This is a genomic window from Inquilinus limosus MP06 (assembly GCF_000767795.1).
GTDB classification, from domain to species: Bacteria; Pseudomonadota; Alphaproteobacteria; order DSM-16000; family Inquilinaceae; genus Inquilinus; species Inquilinus limosus_E.
This window is the reverse complement of sequence record NZ_JANX01000063.1, coordinates 1-17,563: the sequence shown is the minus strand read 5'-3', so window position 1 is coordinate 17,563 and position 17,563 is coordinate 1. Positions and strand designations below refer to the sequence as shown.

Genomic DNA, 17,563 nt, shown 5'->3' with positions numbered 1-17,563 from the left:
CTTCTGTGTCCCACGGAGCAGAGTTGAGATCTCGCGAATTGATCCACTATAGGCGATAATCGGGAAATCTTGTTCCATCCGGCGATGCAATGCCTGATCTGAATGACATCGCGGTGTTCGTCCGGGTCGTCGAGGCCGGCAGCTTCACCGCCGCGGCGCGGCTGCTCGGCATGCCCAAGACGACGGTGAGCCGCCGCGTCGCCGCGCTGGAGCGGGCGGTCGGGGTGCGCCTGCTGCAGCGGACGACGCGCAGCCTCGGGCTGACGGATGCGGGGCGCCTCTACCACGACCAGGGCAGCCGGGCGCTGCGGCTGATCGACGAGGCCAACCAGCGGCTGGCGGAGGCGCGGGCCGAGCCGTCGGGCACGATCCGCATCTCGGCGCCTGTCGGCTTCGGCGGCCATTTCCTGACCACCATGGTGTTCGACTTCCTGGCGACCTATCCGAAGACCCGGGTCGAGCTGCGGCTCACCGACGACAGGCTGAACCTGATCGAGAACGGCATCGACCTCGCCTTCCGGACCGGCATCCTGCCGGATTCGACGCTGATCGCCCGCCGGCTCGGCGCCACCCTCCGGATCCTGTGCGCCAGCCCGGACTATCTGGCGCGCCGGGGCGTGCCGAGGGCCGCGGCGGACCTCGCCGGCCATGACTGCGTCATCGCAGGCCCCTCGGCGATCGGCGCGTCCTGGGTGCTGGACGGGCCGGAGGGGCAGGAGACCGTGGCTGTGTCCGGCCGCTTCGCCGCCAACGAGATGCAGGCCGTGGCCGCCGCCACGCTTGCCGGCCTCGGCATCGGCCAACTGCCCGACGGGATCGCCGGAGCGCTGGTCCGGGACGGGCGGCTGCGCCGCGTCCTTCCGGGCCACGCCGCGCCGGTCGGCGGCATCCATGCGGTCTATCCCAGCGGCCAGCACCTGTCGCCGCTGGTCCGGGCCTTCATCGAGCTCGCCGCCAAGCGGCTGGCCACGGTCGGGATCGGCGACCAGGACGGGGGCGCCGTTCCGCACCCGTGATCGTCAGGTGTCCGCTCGCGGGCCGTCCGGCTCAGTCGTGACTGTGCCCGTACAGCTCCTTCGGGTCGTGCAGCACCGGCAGGTCGGTGTGCCAGGCGCCGTCGCGCGCCACCCGGAAGAAGCAGCTGCGCCGGCCGGTGTGGCAGGCGACGCCGGTCTGGTCGACCCGCAGCAGCACCGCGTCGCCGTCGCAGTCCAGCCGCAGCTCGACCAGGCGCTGCACCTGGCCGGAGGTGTCGCCCTTGCGCCACAGCGCCTGCCGCGAGCGCGACCAGTAGCAGGCCCTGCCGCTGGCCAGCGTCTCCTCGATCGCGGCGCGATTCATCCAGGCCAGCATCAGCACCTCGCCGGTGTCGTGCTGCTGGGCGATGGCGGGGACCAGGCCGTCGGCGTCGAACCGGACCTCTTCGAGTAGGTGCGCCCCGCTCATGCCGCCGCCCGCAGCCGGTCCAGCCCGGCCTCCAGATCGGCGATCAGGTCGGCCGTGTCCTCCAGCCCGACATGCAGCCGCACGCCCGGGCCCTCGGCGTCCCACCGCGTGGCGGTGCGGATCTTCTCCGGATGGGTCGGCAGGATCAGGCTTTCATAGCCGCCCCAGCTGGCGCCCATCTGGAACAGCTCCATGCCGTCCAGCATCGCCGCCACCTGCGTGGCGGAGGCCGGCTGAAGCACGATCGCGAACAGGCCGGAGGCGGCGGTGAAGTCGCGCCGCCACAGCGCGTGGCCGGGGTCCTGCGGCAGGGCAGGGTACAGCACCCGCGCCACCTCCGGCCGCGCCTGCAGCCAGCGCGCGACCTCCAGCGCGTTCTCCTGGTGCTGGCGCAGCCGCACCCCCATGGTGCGCAGGCCGCGCTGGGCCAAGTACAGGTCGTCCGGCCCGGCGCAGTGGCCGGACTGCACCGCATGGGTCTTCAGGATCTGCCACACCCGCTTCTCGCGGGCGCCGACCACGCCCATCATCGCGTCGGAATGGCCGACCATGTACTTGGTGGCGGCATGGACGGTGATATCGACGCCATGGCCGAAGGCGTCGAAGCCCAGCGGCGTGGCCCAGGTGTTGTCCAGCGCGGTCAGCACGCCGCGCGACCGGGCGGCGGCGGTGATGGTGGGCACGTCCTGCACCTCGAAGGTCAGCGACCCCGGGGATTCGAGATAGACCAGCCGGGTATTTCCGCGGAACAGGCTCTCGATCTCCGCGCCGATCAGCGGATCGTAATATTCGACCTCGACGCCGAAACGGCTCAGCACCGCATCGGCGTAGCGCCGGGTCGGGCCATAGGTGCTGTCGGTGATCAGCACATGGTCGCCGGCCTTGACGAAGGCGGTCAGGGCGACGTTGACGGCGGCGAGGCCGGAGGAGACGGAGATGGCGCCGTATCCGCCTTCCAGCGCGGCGACCGCATCCTCGAAGGCCTCGCTGGTCGGGGTGCCGACGCGGCCATAGCTGTAGACGCCGTGCTCGAAGCCGGCATGCGCCTCGTCCATCGCTGCCACGGTCGGCCACAGCACGGTCGAGGTGTGATAGACGGGCGGGTTGACCATGCCGTGGTTCTCACGCGGGTGGCGGCCGGCATGGGCGAGGATCGTGGCGGGGCGGCGGGACTTGGACATGGTGGTCAGTCGGTCGTGGCGGCGTGTATCAGCCGGTGACGGCTGACGGGCCGTCATCTTTCGGCCAGCCGGGCGGGGCGGTCAAACCTCTTCCGCGCAGGGCGGTTGCGACGGTGCGGATGGCGCCTGGCGGAGATCGCCGCCTGTCACCGGCGTAACACTCTTCCCGGGTTCCGCAATGCGATCGTCATCGGGCCCGCCGAGGATGGCGGGGCGACAGATCGGGACGCGGATGATGAACATGACGGAAACGAAGCCGACCTGCCGGGTGGTCGGCGCCGGGGCGCGGTTCACCGGCAAGCAGGCGCTGACCTACACGCCCGGCATCTCCGCCGAATCGGCGGGGGCGACGGGCATCCACCTGCAGCTGGTCACCCTGCCGCCGGGCGCCCGGGCCAAGGCGCACCGGCACGAGGCGCATGAGACCGCGATCCATGTGCTGAGCGGCGAATCCGGCATGTGGTACGGCGACCGGCTGGAGCAGCACCTGACGGTCCGGGCCGGGGAGTTCCTCTACATCCCGGCCGGCATGCCGCACCTACCCTACAACCCCAGCACGACCGAGGATTGCATCGCGGTGATCGCCCGCACCGACCCGAACGAGCAGGAGAGCGTGGTGCTGATGCCCGAGCTCGACGGCATCCATCCGTAGAAGCTATCCCCGGGCCCAAGCCAGCCGGGCTCCCCCTCCCGCGAGGGAAGGGGGATACGGATGGGCGATCAGATGTGGGCGATGGTCACCGCGGCATTGCCGGGCAGGCTGTCGCGGACGGAGCCCTTTTCCGACGTCACATTGGTGATCTGGTAGCCATCGACATAGTTGATGGTGTCGACCCAGACCTCGCCGGCGATGACCATGCCGGCGCGGTGCTGGTGGACGACGCAGGAAGCAACCGAGTTGCTGCTCGAATAGCTCGCATCGAAGACACTGAGATTGGTCGCCAGCCCGTCATTGTAGCTCGACACGATGGTCACGCTGGTGCCGGGCGGCAGCGGGATGCTGCCCGAAAGGTTGGTCGTGCCCTCGACCGCCTGCGCCGCAAGCGTGAGGGCGTTGGGCGTGCTGTTGGTCACCGTCGTCAGCAGGGAATAGACGTCGAAGCCCTCGCCCGACCATTGCTGCGCCGCGCTGTTCCCCGACGGCGCGAGCCCCACGGCGGAGTTGAGAGGGTCGATCGGCGCGGCCAGCGTCAGCACCTGGCCGGTCTGCTGGCTCGCGATCGTGCCGAGACCGTCGGAGCAGGGCGAGAATGTCCAGAACTGGGCCTGATTGTCCTGCTGCACGGTGTCGACGATCAGCACATTGTCCGGGCCGATGCTCAGGGCCAGGGTGGAGTTGCCGGCGCTGACGATCCGGCCGGCCGGGGTGATCTGCCAGAGCTGCGACGGCAGGGTGCTGCTGGTGGTCGTCTGCAGGGTCGCGCCCGGGGCCGGGGTTCCGGCGATGCTGAGGACCAGGTCGGCCCCGCCATTCGACGTGTCGCCCGTGACGAAATAGAGCAGTTGCATAATCGGATCCTTCGTGAAAAAGCGATGCAGGTCCCGGGCAAGGTCAAGTAAGAAAAGTCACTCCGATCTGCCCGTTCGGCTATCGGCTCAAAAATCGGCAATACCCAACGAAGGGAAAATATGAATAAGTGCTTTCGGCTTCCAGAATAAAATCTTAATCACGCAGTCGCTGCGGTCGATCTGCCGGCCGATGGTGGGGTGAATTTTCGATAATCTAGGATTTCGGAGGGCCGGCCGGGAGGGCGCTACTCGACGTGGTGCTCGATCACCTCGAGAAAGGCGTCGGCGTAGCGCAGCAGCTTGGCCTGGCCGACGCCGGGGATCGACGCGAACTCCGTCATCGAGCGCGGCCGGGCATGGGCCAGCTCGGTCAGCGTGGCGTCGTGGAAGATGACATAGGGCGGCACGCCCTGCTCGCGCGCCAGCTCCAGCCGCTTGGCCCGCAGCGCCTGGAACAGCGAGGCCTCGGCCGGGTCGTCCGGCAGCGCCCGCACGGCGCGGCTGCCGGATTTGCCGCGGGCCGCGCGCTTCACCGCCTCGCGCCGCAGATGGATCTCCTTCTCGCCGCGCAGCACCTCGCGGCAGTCGGGCGCCAGGTGCAGCCCGCCATGGCCCTCGGTGTCGACGATCAGCAGGCCGGCGGCCACCAGCTGGCGGAACACCGACTTCCATTCCTGCTTCGACAGGTCGCGGCCGATGCCCCAGGTGCTGAGCCTGTCATGGCCCAGCTGGCGCACCCGGTCGGTCTCGCTGCCGGTCAGCACGTCGATGACATGGCCGACGCCGAAGCGCTGGCCGGTGCGGTAGACGCAGGACAGCGCCTTGCGCGCCAGCTCGGTGCCGTCGAACGCCTCCACCGGCTCCAGGCAGGTGTCGCAGTTGCCGCAGGGCTGCGGCAGCGCGTCGGCGAAATACTCCAGCAGCACCTGGCGGCGGCAGCGCACCGTCTCGCAATAGCCCAGCAGGGCGTCCAGCTTCTGCCGGTCGATCTGCTTCTGCCGCTCGGGCGCATCCGATTCGGCGATCAGCCCCTGGATCTTGCCGACATCCTGGATGCCGTAGGCCATCCAGGCGTCGGACGGCAGCCCGTCGCGGCCGGCGCGGCCGGTCTCCTGGTAATAGGCCTCCAGGCTCTTCGGCAGGTCGAGATGGGCGACGAAGCGGACATCCGGCTTGTCGATGCCCATGCCGAAGGCGATGGTCGCCACCATCACCACGCCGTCCTCCTTGAGGAAGCGGTCCTGGTTCGAGGCCCGCACCTCGCGGTCCAGCCCGGCATGGTAGGGCAGGGCCTCGATGCCCTCGCCGCGCAGCCATTCCGCCGTGCCCTCGACCTTGCTGCGCGACAGGCAGTAGACGATGCCGGCCTCGTTCGGATGCTCGCGCCGGATGAAGGACAGCAGCTGCTGGCGCGGATTCTCCTTCGGCACGATGCGATAGCGGATGTTCGGCCGGTCGAATCCGGCGATGAAGATGCGGCCGTTCTGCAGCTTCAGCCGTTCGGCGATGTCGCGCCGGGTCGGGCCGTCGGCGGTGGCGGTCAGGGCGATGCGCGGCACGCCCGGATAGCGCGTTGCCAGCATGTCCAGCTGCAGGTACTCCGGCCGGAAGTCGTGGCCCCATTGCGACACGCAATGCGCCTCGTCGATCGCGAACAGCGCCAGCTTGCAGTCGTCCAGCATGTCGAGCAGCCCGTCGGTCAGCAGCCGCTCGGGCGAGACATAGAGCATGTCGAGCTCGCCCGACCGCATCGCCCGGGCGATGTTGCGCGATTCGCCGGGCGGCAGGGCCGAATGCAGCGCCGCGGCACGGACGCCGAGCTGGCGCAGCGTCTCGACCTGATCCTGCATCAGCGCGATCAGCGGCGACACCACGACGCCCAGCCCCGGCCGCACCAGCGCCGGCACCTGGTAGCACAGCGACTTGCCGCCGCCGGTGGGCATCAGCACCAGCGCGTCGCCGCCGGAGATCACCTGGGACACGATCTCGGCCTGCTGGCCGCGGAAGGCGGTGTAGCCGAAGACGTCGTGCAGGACGGAGAGCGGGTCGCGGGGCATGAACCGCTTATAGCGGTCGCCAGAGCCCGAACCAAATGCCGTTTGCAATCACTCTTTTGACCACAACAGATTGTGGTTCAGGGACGATATTCTGTCGAGCCCTGCGAAGGCTTCGAAGCCTCAGGCCGGCGCCAGATCCGGGCTTGCCGGCGCCGCCGTCGGCACCTTGCGGCGCCGGGCGATCAGCAGGATGGCGAAGCCGGCGATCATGGTCAGGACCGGCAACGCATACATGATCGGGATCAGTTCGAGCGAATCGCGCGCGACGCCGGCAACGCTCATGGTCGTGGCCTGCACCGCGACGACGCCGATGGCGGCGATCAGGATGCGGCGGCTCAGGCCGCGGCGGTTGTAGTCGCCGCTCAGGAGAACGCCGAGGCAGAACACGACATAGGCGAAGGGCAGCAGCGGGTCGGTGATGCGCTTGTGCCCTTCCATCACCAGCCGGCCATAGTTCCGCATGTCGCGAGGCGAGGTCTGGTCGGGGTACAGCAGGTCGGGCAGGAACCGTTCGGACGGGGCGCGGTAGCTGCGGGCCAGATCCTCGGCGCCGGGCGTGTTCAGCGGCACGGTGTAGCTGTCGAAGGCCACCGGGTCGACCTTGCCGGTCTTGCGGTCCAGCTGCTGGATCACGCCCTTCAGCGCCACGATCCGCGGCCCGTCGTCGCTGTCCTCGACATAGCCGCGATCGGCGATGATGGTAACGGGCTGGTCCTCATTGTCGGTGATGTGGACCAGGATGCCGCTCAGATCCCCGGTCACCGGGTTGCGATCGCGCACGAACACCGTCTTGCTGTCGCCGATGGCGTTGAACTCGCCGGTCTGCAGGAAGGCGGCGGAGACGTCCGACTGGGCGATGGCGGTCAGGTCACGGAACTCGCGGTTGGCCACCGGCCAGAAATACAGGGTCATGCTGTAGCTGACGCCGGTGATGATCAGGCCCATCAGTAGGCCGGGCAGGGCCAGACGCAGCTGGCCGATGCCGGCGCCGCGCATGACCAGCAGCTCGCCGTCCGACAGCATCCGATTGTAGACGATCAGGCACGCGGCCACGACGCCGACCGGCAGCACCGCGATCAGGAACTCCGGCATCGACAGGAAGACGAGCTCGAGGAACAGTCCGGCCCCGACGCCGCCGTCGACGATCATCTGGATCAGCCGCATCGAGGTGGTGAGCATGATCGCGAAGACGAGGATCACGGTGGCGAGCGCCGTGGCGACCGCGATCTGGCGGAACATATAGCGGCTGAGGAGCGACATGGCGGCACCGTATACACGAGCCGCGGCGTGACGGCCATGTTGCCAAGCGTCGCGGCAGTGATCCAGAATGCCGCGTGCCGAAAAGCACGACAAATTGCTGCGCAGCGTAGCTGCTGTGTCGCTTGAGGAAAACCAGGGAAGCTTCTGAAATGCTGAAGAATATTGATCCGATCATCACGCCGGATCTGCTCACCGTCCTGGCCAGCATGGGGCATGGCGACGACCTGGTGATCTGCGACACCAACTTTCCGTCCCGGTCGGTGGCGCAGCACACCATGGTCAAGGCGCCGATCGAGCTGCCGAATGTCAGCGCCGCGCGGGCGGTGCGGGCGGTCCTGTCGCTGATGCCGCTCGACACCTTCGTCGACCATCCGGCGCGGCGGATGGAGGTGGTGGGCCAGCCGGACGAGATCCCGGAGGTGCAGCGCGAGGTCCAGGCCGAGATCGACCGTGCCGAGGGCCGGTCCTGGCCGATGGGCTCGGTCGAGCGCTTCGCCTTCTACGAGGAGGCCAAGAAGGCCTATGCCGTGGTCCGGGCCGGGGAGGGGCGGTTCTACGGCTGCTTCCTGCTGAAGATGGGCGTGGTGCCGCCGAAGTAGGACGCCCGCCATGACTTCGCCGAAGATCGCCGTCCAAGGCGTGTTCGTCGCCGACCTTGCCTTCCGCGCCGCCCGGCTGCCGGTGATGGGCGAGACGCTGCTGTCCAACGGCTTCAAGCTCGGCCCCGGCGGCAAGGGCTCGAATCAGTCGGTCGCCGCCGTCAGGGCCGGCGCCGATGTCGCCTTCATCACCAAGCTGGGCACCGACCCGTTCGGCCAGATGGCGCGCGCCCTCTATGCCGAGGAGGGGATCGATGCCGGCCATGTGCTGACCGACCCGGAGCGGCCGACCGGCGCCGCCTTCATCTTCGTGGACGGCAAGACCGGGGAGAACGCGATCATCATCGAGCCGGGGGCCGCGGCGGCACTGACCGAGGCGGAGATGGAGGGGGCGGCGCCGGCCATCGCCGCCGCACGGGTCTTCGTCGCCCAGCTCGAGCTGCCGCTGCCGGTGGTGCGACGCGGGCTGGAGATCGCCCGGCGGCACGGCGTGACCACGATCCTGAACCCGGCCCCGGCCATGACCCTGCCGGACGACCTGTACCCGCTGGTCGACTATCTGACCCCGAACGAGACCGAGGCCGAGAGCCTGGTCGATTTCGCCGTCGACAGCGGCCAGCAGGCGGCGCGGGCGGCGGAGGTGCTGCTGGACAAGGGCGTCGGCACCGTGATCGTCACCCTCGGGGCCAAGGGCGCCCTGCTCAAGAGCCGGTCGGAGGCCGTGCATGTCCCGGCCTTTACGGCCGGGCCGTCGGTCGAGACCGCCGGCGCCGGCGACGCCTTCAACGGCGGCTTCGCCCTGGCCTTGGCCGAGGGCCGGCCGGTGGCCGAGGCGGTGCGCTTCGGCTGCGCCGTCGCCGGGATCTCGGTGACCCGTCCCGGCACCGCGCCGTCGATGCCGCGGCGCGAGGAGGTCGAGGCGCTGCTGCGCCGGTCCTGATCGCGTTGCCATTGGGCTGAAACCGCCGGCGCTGATCCGGCGGGCGCGCCGACGTGGCTCGGCTTGAATGCTATTTTATGCAAAATGAAATAGAATATTCGGGAAATACATAAGTAATTGATGGGTGACGATTCCCATTTTTCTGCATAAAAACTTATTCTTCTCCGCAATGCGTGATAGTCTCCACAGCAGAGGCTTGAAAGCCGTCAAGAGAACGGTGGCGTCTGGGCTATCCATTCCCCGAAGGAGGAGATGATGGCTTCAACAGATTCCTTAGGTGGACTTCTTGATGATGACGGCTTGCTTGGAGGGCTGCTGGGCGGTCTTCTGGGTGAGGATGGTCTATTGGGCGGTGTTGTCGATGGCGTCGGCGGCTTGCTCGGCGGCGTGGCCGATGGTGTCGGTGGCCTGCTCGGCGGTCTGCTCGGGGGTGTCGGCGGCCTGCTCGACGGGCTCCTGGGCGGCCTGCTCGGCGGTGGCATCGGCGGCATTGGCGGGCTGCTCGGCGATCTTCTCGGCGGGCTCACCGATGCCGGCGGTCTGCTCGGCGAGCTGCTCACCCCGGACCTGATCGGCGGGGTGGTGTCCGGCCTGCTCGGCAATCTCGGCGGTCTGCTCGGCGGAACGATCGGCGGCGTGCCGGTCGGCGACCTGCTCGACGGGCTGTTCGGCGACACCGGCCTGCTCGGTGCGCATGGGCTGATCGGCGGCCTGCTCGGCGAGGACGGGCTGCTGACCCAGCTCGTCGAGGTGGTGCAGGGCTCCGGCGACCTGGTCGGCTCGCTGCTCGACCCCGACGGCCTGCTCGGCAGCATCGTCGACGTCCTCGGCGGCATCGGCGACGGTCTGGTGGGCGACGGCGGGCTGATCACCAGCCTGATCGGCGGCGCATTGGGCGATGTCGGCGGGCTGTTCGACGATCTCAGCGTGACCGGCATCATCGGCAACCTGTTCGATTCGGACGGTCTGATCGGCGGCATCCTCGGGAGCGCCGGCATCAGCACCGATATCGGCGAGATCGTCGGCGGGATCTTCGATCAGCTGCCGGGGCTGGACGTGCTCGACAGCCTGTTCACCGACGGCATCCTCGGCGGCCTGCTCGGCGATGTGTTAGGTCCGGATGGAGGCGGCCTCACCGACCTTCTGCTCGGCGCCCTCGGTGCCCTGTCGCCGGATGTCCTGATGCAGAACATTGTCGACAGCGGCGGCGTGCCCGGCCTGCTCGACAGCGTGCTCGGCGGCGCCGCCGGGGTGCTCAACACGCTCCTCGGCGACGTGGTCGGCGGGGCGCTGAGCGGCGGACTGCTGGAGGGCGATGGCGGCCTGATCGGCAACTTCTTCGGCGAGTTCGGCATCCTCGGCGGCGACCAGATCGGCCTGCGCGACGCGCTCGGCGACGCGCTGATCGGCGATGTGTTCAACACGCTGCTGGATGTCGGCGTGCTGGCCGTCGGCGGCGAGGTGATCAAGGTCGCCGGCCCGCTGGCCATTGCCGGCACGGTGGCCGACCTCCTGGCCGGCGACAACGGGCTGCTGCACGGCGTGGTGCCCGAGGCGCTCATCAACCAGTTCTTCGGCGAGAACGGCGTGCTCGGCGCGGCGCTGGAGAGCCTGGTCGGCGGCGAGAACGGCCGGGACGGCCTGCAGGCCGTGCTCGACATGAGCGTGATGAACATCTCCGACGTGGTCCAGGACCTGAAGGAGGTGATCGCCGAGTTCCAGGACATCGGCGGCGGGGTGCCGCAGCTCGACGCCCTGATCTCGCTGGCCGGGACGCTCGAGGAGGCCGCCGACACGTCGGCGCAGGTGTTCACCGAGCTCCAGGCCGCGATCCGCGACGTCAACGACATCCGGGTCGGCACGTCCGGCGCGGACACGATCGACGGCTGGCTCGGCGACGACCAGCTCGACGGCGGCAGCGGCAACGACCTGCTCTCCGGCGGCACCGGCGACGACCTGCTGAAGGGCAGTTCGGGCAATGACAACCTGAAGGGCGGGCTGGGCCAGGACATCCTGGTCGGCGGCGCCGGCACCGACATCCTGAGCGGCGGCGGCGGCGCGGATACGTTCCGCTTCACCGCCGTGTCGGAGAGTGCGGTGGGCGGCAGTCGGGACATCGTCTACGACTTCATCCGTGTCGAAGGCGACAAGATCGATCTGTCGGCGATCGACGCGAACGCTGGGGTCGCCGGCAACCAGGCCTTTACCTTCATCGGCGGCGAGGCCTTCCACCACGTCGCGGGCGAGCTGCGCTTCTCCACCGGCGACTTCACCAGCGGCATCGTGGCCGGCGATATCAATGGCGACGGCCGGGCGGATTTCGAAATCTTCGTCCGGACCCACACGATCCTGGTGGCGGGCGATTTCGTCCTCTGACCGGGCTTGAGGCTCCTGCGGCCGCGCGGCTTTCCCGCCGCGCGGCCTTTTTCATAGACGCCGCGGATCCGGCGCGCCCCGGTTGATTTCCACGGACCGGGCGCCTATTTCTGTTGGTATGAGAACACCGTGGACGAAGCTGCTGGCGGCGCATCGAACGCCGCTTCACGCTCGGGGCTGCTGACCTCGGGGGCGATGCCCCCCAGGCCCGAGCCGCCCCGCCGTCCGTTCTCGTCCCGTCGCCTTCCGGCGACCTGTTTTCCCAGACTCCTATGAATTCGCGTCCCGGCCGCTTCGATGCGCCGGTCCGCAGCCGAACCCTCCGGGCCCGATCCCGGAGCGGACTATCCAGAAGAAAGGAAACTCGGCATGTCCCGCAGCAGCCTGCCCAAGCGTCCGGAGATCCACGTCACCGCCGGCGATTACGATCGCCTGGCGGCGCTGGCCGACGCCGCGGCGGACACCTTCCCCGCGGTCGCCGATTTCCTGGCGGATGAGCTCGACCGGGCCCAGATCATCGAAGGCGCCGCGGCCAAGGGCGTGGTGCAGATGCACTCGACCGTCACCTATCGCGACGCCGCGACGGGCGAGGAGCACACCGTGACCCTGGTCTATCCGGAGGAGGCCGACATCGAGGCCGGCCGGCTCTCGGTGCTGACCCCGGTCGGTGTGGCGCTGATCGGCCTGCGCCGGGGCCAGACCATCACCTGGATCACCCCCTCCGGCAAGCCGCGCAACCTGACCGTGGTGCGCGTCGAGGCCGCGCGGGCGGCCGCCTGACCCTGGCCGAAGCGCTCGGGACAGATCAGGTCGTCCCGATCGCATCGGTGTGAACGTGTTACCTCTCCCGTTTACGGGAGAGGTCGGAGACGCGAAGCGGCTCCGGGTGAGGGGATTTCGTCGAGGCTTGGGCCAGCCCTCACCCGCCAGCGCTGCGCGCTGTCGACCTCTCCGCGTCCGGCGGGAGAGGCAATACGCATCAGCCTCAGCCCGAATGCGCTGACGTCACCCCCATTTCGATTCCCTCGTCTAGCCCCGCAGCCCCGCCACCAGCCCGGCCAGGTCGTCCATATGCGGGCAGATCAGCCGGGCGCCGGCGTTGCGCAGCCGGTCGGCGTGGCCGTCGCGGATGTGGCGGCCGCCGAGGAAGCCGATCACCGTCATGCCGGCGGCGACGCCGGCGGTGGTGCCGGTGACGCTGTCCTCGATCACCAGGCAGCGGGCGGGATCGGCGCCGAGCTGTGCCGCCGCGTGCAGGTACAGGTCCGGCGCCGGCTTCGGCCGCTCCACCGCCTCGGGCGTGTAGACATGGTCGCCGAACAGCCCGGTCAGCCCGGCGATCTGCAGCGACCGGCGCACCCGGCCCAGATGGCTGTTCGAGGCCACCGCCATCGGCAGGCCCAGCTGCTGCAGCGCCGGCAGCACGCCGGGAATGGCGTCGAGGCTGAGCGCCAGCGCGTCGTCGATCACCTGCGCCATGCGCGGGCCGATATCCTCCGGGAACACCGTGCCGAACCGCGCCGCCACCTGGCGCACGATGTGCAGGTCCGGCGTGCCGACCAGCTGCTCCACCAGTTCCTCGACCGGCGCCTGCGGCTCGTATTGCGCGATCAGCTGCGCCACCGCCCGGCAGGCGATGATCTCGCTGTCGACCAGCACCCCGTCGCAATCGAAGATCACCGCCGCGATGCCGCCGGCCATGAGGGCGGGGGCGGCAGTCCGCACGGGGTCGACGGTGTCCATCACATCCTTCTCCATCCGGTTCCGCCGGTTGCGCCGGCGGGGCGAGTCACCATAACGTACGACAAGTCAAAGACGCCGCGCGACGGCAAGCGCGGGCGAGGGGGGAGGCACGGACTGTGCGGGAGCCGATCAAGCACGCCTTCATCTGGCCGGCCTTCCTCGTCGTCCTGCTGGTCGGCATCTTTCCCCTCATCTACTCCCTGACCATCAGCTTCCAGAGCATGCGGCTGGTGCCGCCGCTGCCGCCGCGCTTCGTCGGCTTCGACAACTACGCGTCGCTTTTGGCCAATCCGCGCTTCTGGGCCACCGTGCAGACCACCGCGACCGTCGTCTTCCTCTCGGTCGCGGTGCAGTACGTGCTCGGCTTCGCCATCGCGCTGGCGCTGCATAGCAAAATTCCGGGCGAGCGTCTGTTCCGCGTCGGCTTCCTGCTGCCGATGCTGATGGCGCCGATCGCCGTGTCACTGGTCGGGCGGATGCTGTTCCATTCCACGGTCGGCCCGGTCAACGACCTGTTCACCTGGTTCGGCCTGCCGAACCTGCCATTCCTGACCGACGCGACCTGGGCGCTGGGCACCATCATCGCGGTCGAGGTCTGGCAGTGGACGCCCTTCGTCATCCTGATGATGCTGGCCGGGCTGCAGAGCCTGCCGCAGGACGTCTACGAGGCGGCGCAGCTGGAGAATGCCAGCGCCTGGCAGCAGTTCTGGGGCATCACCTTCCCGATGCTGCTGCCGATCTCGGCCGCGGTCGTCTTCATCCGCATCATCGAGGGCTTCAAGATCATCGACACGGTCTTCGTCCTGACCGGCGGCGGCCCCGGCGTGTCGACCGAGACCTTGACCCTGTTCGCCTATCAGGAGGGGTTCAAGAAGTTCAACCTCGGCTACACCTCGGCGCTGAGCTTCCTGTTCCTGATCGTCATCGTCGTCTTCGGCACCATCTATCTCGCGGTGCTGAAGCCGCATCTGGAGAAGCGGCGATGATCCCGCCCCGGTCGAAGCGCGGCCTGATCTTCCTGCTGTGCCTGGGCTGGTTCGTGGTGACGCTGTTCCCGATCTACTGGACGCTGATCACCTCGTTCAAGCCGCCGACCGCGGTCAGCGGCGGGCCGACCTACCTGCCCTGGATCGATTTCGAACCGACGCTGCAGGCGTGGATCGACGCGCTGTCCGGCGTCCGCGGCAACTTCGTCACGCCCTTCGTCAACTCGACCCTGATCGGCCTGGCGGCGACGGCGCTGTCGGTGGCGCTGGGGTCGATGGCCGCCTATGCGCTGGTGCGCTTCCCGTTCCAGGTCCGGCTCCTGGCCGGCCTCGCCTTCGCCGTGGTCGCGATCGGCGGTTTCCTCTTGCTGCAGAACGTCCTCGGCCTCGCCCGGGTGCAGGCGCTGGGCGGCGCGCTGGTGGCGGCGCTGGCGGTGTCGATCGGGCTCAACGCGCTGCGCCTGCCGGGGCCGGTGCTGGGCAATGACGACGTGGTGTTCTGGTTCATCAGCCAGCGCATGTTCCCGCCGATCGTCACGGCCTTCGCGCTTTACCTGCTCTATTCCGAGATCGGCAAGGCCGGGCTGCCGCTGCTCGACAGCTTCTGGGGAATGACCCTCTGCTACACCGCCTTCTCGCTGCCGATCGTGGTCTGGCTGATGCGTGACTTCTTCCAGGCCCTGCCGGTGGAGATCGAGGAGGCGGCGCTGGTCGACGACGTGCCGCGCTTCCGCATCTTCGTCGAGATCGTGCTGCCGATGGCGCGGCCCGGGCTGATCGCCACGTCGATGATCACGCTCAGCTTCGTCTGGAACGAGTTCCTGTTCTCGCTGCTGCTGACCGCGGGAAGCTGGCAGACCCTGCCGATCATGCTGTCGGGGCAGAACTCCTACCGCGGCGACGAGTGGTGGGCGATCTCGGTCGCCGCGATGATCTCGATCGGGCCGATGATGGTGATGGCGATTTTCCTGGCCAGGCTGATGCGATCCGGCCTGCTGCTGGGCAGCATCCGATGATCGCGACACAGGGAGGAACAACAATGAAGACCATGCTTCTCACGGCCGCCGGCGCCCTGGCGCTGACCGCGGCGCTGCACGGCCCGGCCGCCGCGGCCTGCGACCCGGATTATTCCGGCGTGACCCTGACCGCGGGGTCGCAGACCGGGCCGTTCATCGCGCTGGCGCTGCAGATGGCGGCCAAGACCTGGGAGCAGAAGACCTGCGGCAAGGTCAATGTCGTCGAATTCCCGTTCGGCGAGCTGTACCCGAAATACCTGACCGCGATGACCGCCGGCGAATCCACCTTCGACGTCATCACCTTCGCCCCGGCCTGGATGCCGGACTTCTCGCCCTATCTGTCGGAGATGCCGGACTCGGTGCGCCAGGGCAAGGATTGGGAGGACATCGCCCCGGTCTATCGCGACCGGCTGATGGTGTGGGACGGCAAGCACCTGTCGCAGACCATCGACGGCGACCTGCACACCCTGTCCTACCGCCGCGACCTGTTCGACGACCCGAAGGAGAAGGAGGCGTTCAAGGCCAAATACGGCTACGACCTGGCGCCGCCCAAGACCTGGAAGGAATATTACGACATCGCCGAGTTCTTCACCCGGCCCGACCAGAAGCTGTGGGGCACGGCGGAGGCGTTCCGCCGCGGCGGCCAGCAGTTCTGGTTCTTCTTCACCCATGCCGCCAGCTACACCAATGATCCGCAGAATCCGGGCAGCATGTTCTTCGACCCGGAGACGATGGACGCCCAGGTCAACAATCCCGGCTGGGTCAAGGCGCTGGAGGACTACATCAAGTCGGTGAAGTTCTCGCCGCCCGGCGCGCTGAACTTCTCCTCCGGCGACATCCGCACCGCCTTCTCCGGCGGCCAGGTGGCGATGAACTTCGACTGGGGCGACACCGGCGTGATCGCTGCCGACAAGACCCAGAGCAAGGTGGCCGGCCATGTCGGCTCGGCCCTGACCCCGGGGTCGACCGAGATCTGGAACCACAAGACCAAGGCCTGGGACAAGTTCGACCAGCCGGTGTTCTCGCCCTTCATGGCCTTCGGCGGCTGGCAGGCGGCTGTGCCCTCGGCCGGCAAGAATGTCGAGGCCGCCTGGAACTACGTCGAATGGGTCTCGAACCCGGAGAACAGCGGCACCGCGACGGTGACCGGCGGCTCCGGCGTCAACCCCTACCGCCTCAGCCATTTCGCGCCGGACCGCTGGCTGGCGAAGATGACCAAGGAGGAGGCCGACGAGTACCTGGCGGCGCAGCGCGGCAGCCTCGAGGCCAAGAACGTCGCCCTCGACATGCGCATTCCCGGCTACTTCTCCTACACCGAGGTGCTGGAGATCGAGCTGTCCAAGGCGCTGGCGGGGGAGGTGACGGCGCAGCAGGCGCTCGATTCGATCGCCGAGCAGTGGAACAAGCTGACCGACGAGTTCGGCCGCGACACCCAGCTCGCCGCCTATCGCGCCTCGATGGGCCTGCCGCCCCTGAAGAAGTAAGCCGGACGATCCTCCCCGCCGCGGCCTGTGGCGGGGAGGAACTCGGACAGAGCGTTCCAGACCCAAGGACATCATGGCCCGCGTCAGACTCGAAGCCGTCACCAAGAGCTATGGCGACGTGCCAGTCATCCCGTCGCTCGACCTGGAGATCGCGGACCGCGAATTCGTCGTGCTGGTCGGGCCCTCGGGTTGCGGCAAGACCACGACGCTGCGCATGATCGCGGGGCTGGAGGCGGCGAGCGGCGGCACCATCCGCATCGGCGACCGCGACGTCACCCAGCTGCGGCCCGGGCTGCGCAACTGCGCCATGGTGTTCCAGAATTACGCCCTGTACCCGCATATGACGGTGCGGGAGAACATCGGCTACGGCATGAAGGTGCGCGGCGAGCCGAAGGCGGCGATCGACGGCAAGATCAAGGAGGCGGCGCGGGTCCTGGGGCTCGACCCCTATCTCGACCGCCGGCCGAAGCAGTTGTCGGGCGGCCAGCGCCAGCGCGTCGCCATCGGCCGCGCCATCGTCCGCGACCCGGACGTGTTTCTGTTCGACGAACCGCTGTCCAACCTCGACGCCAAGCTGCGGATCGAGATGCGGGCCGAGATCAAGGCGCTGCACCGACGCCTGCAGACCACCATCGTCTACGTCACCCACGACCAGGTCGAGGCCATGACCATGGCCGACCGGGTGGTGGTGATGAACCAGGGCCGGATCGAGCAGGCGGCCGAGCCGCTGACCCTCTATGAGCGGCCGGCCAACCTGTTCGTGGCCGCCTTCATCGGTGCCCCCAGCATGAACTTCCTGCCGGCCACGCTGGCCGGTGACGGCCTGCGGCTGGCGGATGGGGCCGTGCTGCCGGTCCCCATCGCCAAGCGCGCCGCGTTGGCCGGGCGCGACGGCCTGGCCGTCACCATCGGCCTGCGGCCCGAGCATGTGGCGGGCGGCGCCGCCGGGCCGGTGACCTTGCCGAT

At 68.7% G+C, this 17,563-nt stretch carries 16 protein-coding genes and 1 pseudogene; 10 read left to right on the top strand and 7 right to left on the bottom strand.

Annotation, left to right across the window (positions count from 1 at the left end; translation table 11 throughout):
* The first annotated feature begins 89 nt into the window (after positions 1–89).
* The gene (locus P409_RS07845) at positions 90–1,016 is read left to right on the top strand and encodes a LysR family transcriptional regulator (protein ID WP_034833941.1); all 927 of its coding nucleotides are present in this window, start codon (positions 90–92) and stop codon (positions 1,014–1,016) included.
* 31 nt (positions 1,017–1,047) lie between these two features.
* Here the strand turns inward: P409_RS07845 and hisI are convergent, their stop codons facing one another.
* Positions 1,048–1,446, bottom strand: coding sequence for a phosphoribosyl-AMP cyclohydrolase (hisI, locus tag P409_RS07840; RefSeq protein ID WP_034833938.1), 399 nt, complete (start codon positions 1,444–1,446; stop codon positions 1,048–1,050).
* The gene (gene metC, locus P409_RS07835) at positions 1,443–2,627 is read right to left on the bottom strand and encodes a cystathionine beta-lyase (RefSeq protein WP_034833936.1); all 1,185 of its coding nucleotides are present in this window, start codon (positions 2,625–2,627) and stop codon (positions 1,443–1,445) included. Before metC ends, hisI begins: the two co-directional genes overlap by 4 nt.
* 241 nt (positions 2,628–2,868) lie before the next feature.
* Here metC and P409_RS07830 point away from each other — a divergent pair, with 241 nt between their 5' ends.
* Complete coding sequence (locus P409_RS07830) at positions 2,869–3,279, top strand: cupin domain-containing protein (RefSeq protein WP_152613278.1); 411 nt, start codon at positions 2,869–2,871, stop codon at positions 3,277–3,279.
* A gap of 68 nt (positions 3,280–3,347) precedes the next feature.
* Here the strand turns inward: P409_RS07830 and P409_RS07825 are convergent, their stop codons facing one another.
* The 3 genes and pseudogenes from P409_RS07825 to P409_RS07815 all read right to left on the bottom strand — a co-directional run.
* Positions 3,348–4,136: an RICIN domain-containing protein gene (locus tag P409_RS07825; protein ID WP_034833933.1), complete on the bottom strand. Its 789-nt coding sequence runs from the start codon at positions 4,134–4,136 to the stop codon at positions 3,348–3,350.
* Positions 4,137–4,381: 245 nt separating this feature from the next.
* A complete protein-coding gene (gene recQ, locus P409_RS07820) occupies positions 4,382–6,193 on the bottom strand; it encodes a DNA helicase RecQ (RefSeq protein ID WP_034833931.1) in 1,812 nt (603 codons plus the stop codon).
* Positions 6,194–6,436: 243 nt separating this feature from the next.
* Positions 6,437–7,432: pseudogene (locus P409_RS07815) on the bottom strand (LptF/LptG family permease); the annotation flags it as partial.
* Between the two features lie 170 nt (positions 7,433–7,602).
* On the opposite strand from P409_RS07815, the gene P409_RS07810 reads away from it, so the two are divergent.
* Both P409_RS07810 and rbsK read left to right on the top strand, forming a co-directional pair.
* Positions 7,603–8,052: an RbsD/FucU family protein gene (locus P409_RS07810; RefSeq protein ID WP_034833924.1), complete on the top strand. Its 450-nt coding sequence runs from the start codon at positions 7,603–7,605 to the stop codon at positions 8,050–8,052.
* A 10-nt stretch (positions 8,053–8,062) separates the two neighbouring features.
* Positions 8,063–8,992, top strand: coding sequence for a ribokinase (gene rbsK / locus P409_RS07805; RefSeq protein ID WP_034833921.1), 930 nt, complete (start codon positions 8,063–8,065; stop codon positions 8,990–8,992).
* 342 nt (positions 8,993–9,334) lie between these two features.
* Here the strand turns inward: rbsK and P409_RS36115 are convergent, their stop codons facing one another.
* Positions 9,335–9,688, bottom strand: coding sequence for a hypothetical protein (locus tag P409_RS36115; protein ID WP_052120167.1), 354 nt, complete (start codon positions 9,686–9,688; stop codon positions 9,335–9,337).
* On the opposite strand from P409_RS36115, the gene P409_RS36110 reads away from it, so the two are divergent.
* Positions 9,629–11,368 (top strand): calcium-binding protein, encoded by a 1,740-nt coding sequence (locus P409_RS36110; RefSeq protein ID WP_052120166.1) that lies wholly within the window; start codon positions 9,629–9,631, stop codon positions 11,366–11,368. The genes P409_RS36115 and P409_RS36110 overlap by 60 nt on opposite strands.
* Before the next feature lie 369 nt (positions 11,369–11,737).
* The gene (gene rnk, locus P409_RS07790; protein WP_034833920.1) at positions 11,738–12,148 is read left to right on the top strand and encodes a nucleoside diphosphate kinase regulator; all 411 of its coding nucleotides are present in this window, start codon (positions 11,738–11,740) and stop codon (positions 12,146–12,148) included.
* Positions 12,149–12,397: 249 nt separating this feature from the next.
* On the opposite strand, the gene P409_RS07785 is transcribed toward rnk, so the two are convergent.
* The gene (locus tag P409_RS07785; protein WP_161790360.1) at positions 12,398–13,111 is read right to left on the bottom strand and encodes an HAD family hydrolase; all 714 of its coding nucleotides are present in this window, start codon (positions 13,109–13,111) and stop codon (positions 12,398–12,400) included.
* Between the two features lie 116 nt (positions 13,112–13,227).
* On the opposite strand from P409_RS07785, the gene P409_RS07780 reads away from it, so the two are divergent.
* From P409_RS07780 to P409_RS07765, 4 genes are all read left to right on the top strand, one after another.
* Positions 13,228–14,097: a carbohydrate ABC transporter permease gene (locus P409_RS07780; RefSeq protein WP_034833917.1), complete on the top strand. Its 870-nt coding sequence runs from the start codon at positions 13,228–13,230 to the stop codon at positions 14,095–14,097.
* On the top strand, positions 14,094–15,113 hold the full coding sequence (locus tag P409_RS07775) for a carbohydrate ABC transporter permease (protein WP_034833914.1): 1,020 nt from the start codon (positions 14,094–14,096) through the stop codon (positions 15,111–15,113). The genes P409_RS07780 and P409_RS07775 overlap by 4 nt, the downstream gene beginning before the upstream one ends.
* Positions 15,114–15,136: 23 nt before the next feature.
* Complete coding sequence (locus P409_RS07770; RefSeq protein WP_034833911.1) at positions 15,137–16,597, top strand: extracellular solute-binding protein; 1,461 nt, start codon at positions 15,137–15,139, stop codon at positions 16,595–16,597.
* Positions 16,598–16,670: 73 nt separating this feature from the next.
* Positions 16,671–17,563 (top strand): ABC transporter ATP-binding protein (locus P409_RS07765; protein WP_052120165.1); only part of this gene is annotated, 893 nt, incomplete at its 3' end.

What these genes read in the sequence shown, in the direction of transcription:
- P409_RS07785 (WP_161790360.1), bottom strand. Translation starts at nt 13,111, where the DNA reads ATGGACACCGTCGACCCCGTGCGGACTGCCGCCCCCGCCCTCATGGCC.
- P409_RS07770 (WP_034833911.1), top strand. Translation starts at nt 15,137, where the DNA reads ATGAAGACCATGCTTCTCACGGCCGCCGGCGCCCTGGCGCTGACCGCG.
- metC (WP_034833936.1), bottom strand. Translation starts at nt 2,627, where the DNA reads ATGTCCAAGTCCCGCCGCCCCGCCACGATCCTCGCCCATGCCGGCCGC.
- P409_RS07830 (WP_152613278.1), top strand. Translation starts at nt 2,869, where the DNA reads ATGACGGAAACGAAGCCGACCTGCCGGGTGGTCGGCGCCGGGGCGCGG.
- hisI (WP_034833938.1), bottom strand. Translation starts at nt 1,446, where the DNA reads ATGAGCGGGGCGCACCTACTCGAAGAGGTCCGGTTCGACGCCGACGGC.
- P409_RS07775 (WP_034833914.1), top strand. Translation starts at nt 14,094, where the DNA reads ATGATCCCGCCCCGGTCGAAGCGCGGCCTGATCTTCCTGCTGTGCCTG.
- rnk (WP_034833920.1), top strand. Translation starts at nt 11,738, where the DNA reads ATGTCCCGCAGCAGCCTGCCCAAGCGTCCGGAGATCCACGTCACCGCC.
- recQ (WP_034833931.1), bottom strand. Translation starts at nt 6,193, where the DNA reads ATGCCCCGCGACCCGCTCTCCGTCCTGCACGACGTCTTCGGCTACACC.
- P409_RS07810 (WP_034833924.1), top strand. Translation starts at nt 7,603, where the DNA reads ATGCTGAAGAATATTGATCCGATCATCACGCCGGATCTGCTCACCGTC.
- rbsK (WP_034833921.1), top strand. Translation starts at nt 8,063, where the DNA reads ATGACTTCGCCGAAGATCGCCGTCCAAGGCGTGTTCGTCGCCGACCTT.
- P409_RS07825 (WP_034833933.1), bottom strand. Translation starts at nt 4,136, where the DNA reads ATGCAACTGCTCTATTTCGTCACGGGCGACACGTCGAATGGCGGGGCC.
- P409_RS36115 (WP_052120167.1), bottom strand. Translation starts at nt 9,688, where the DNA reads ATGCGCACCGAGCAGGCCGGTGTCGCCGAACAGCCCGTCGAGCAGGTC.
- P409_RS07845 (WP_034833941.1), top strand. Translation starts at nt 90, where the DNA reads ATGCCTGATCTGAATGACATCGCGGTGTTCGTCCGGGTCGTCGAGGCC.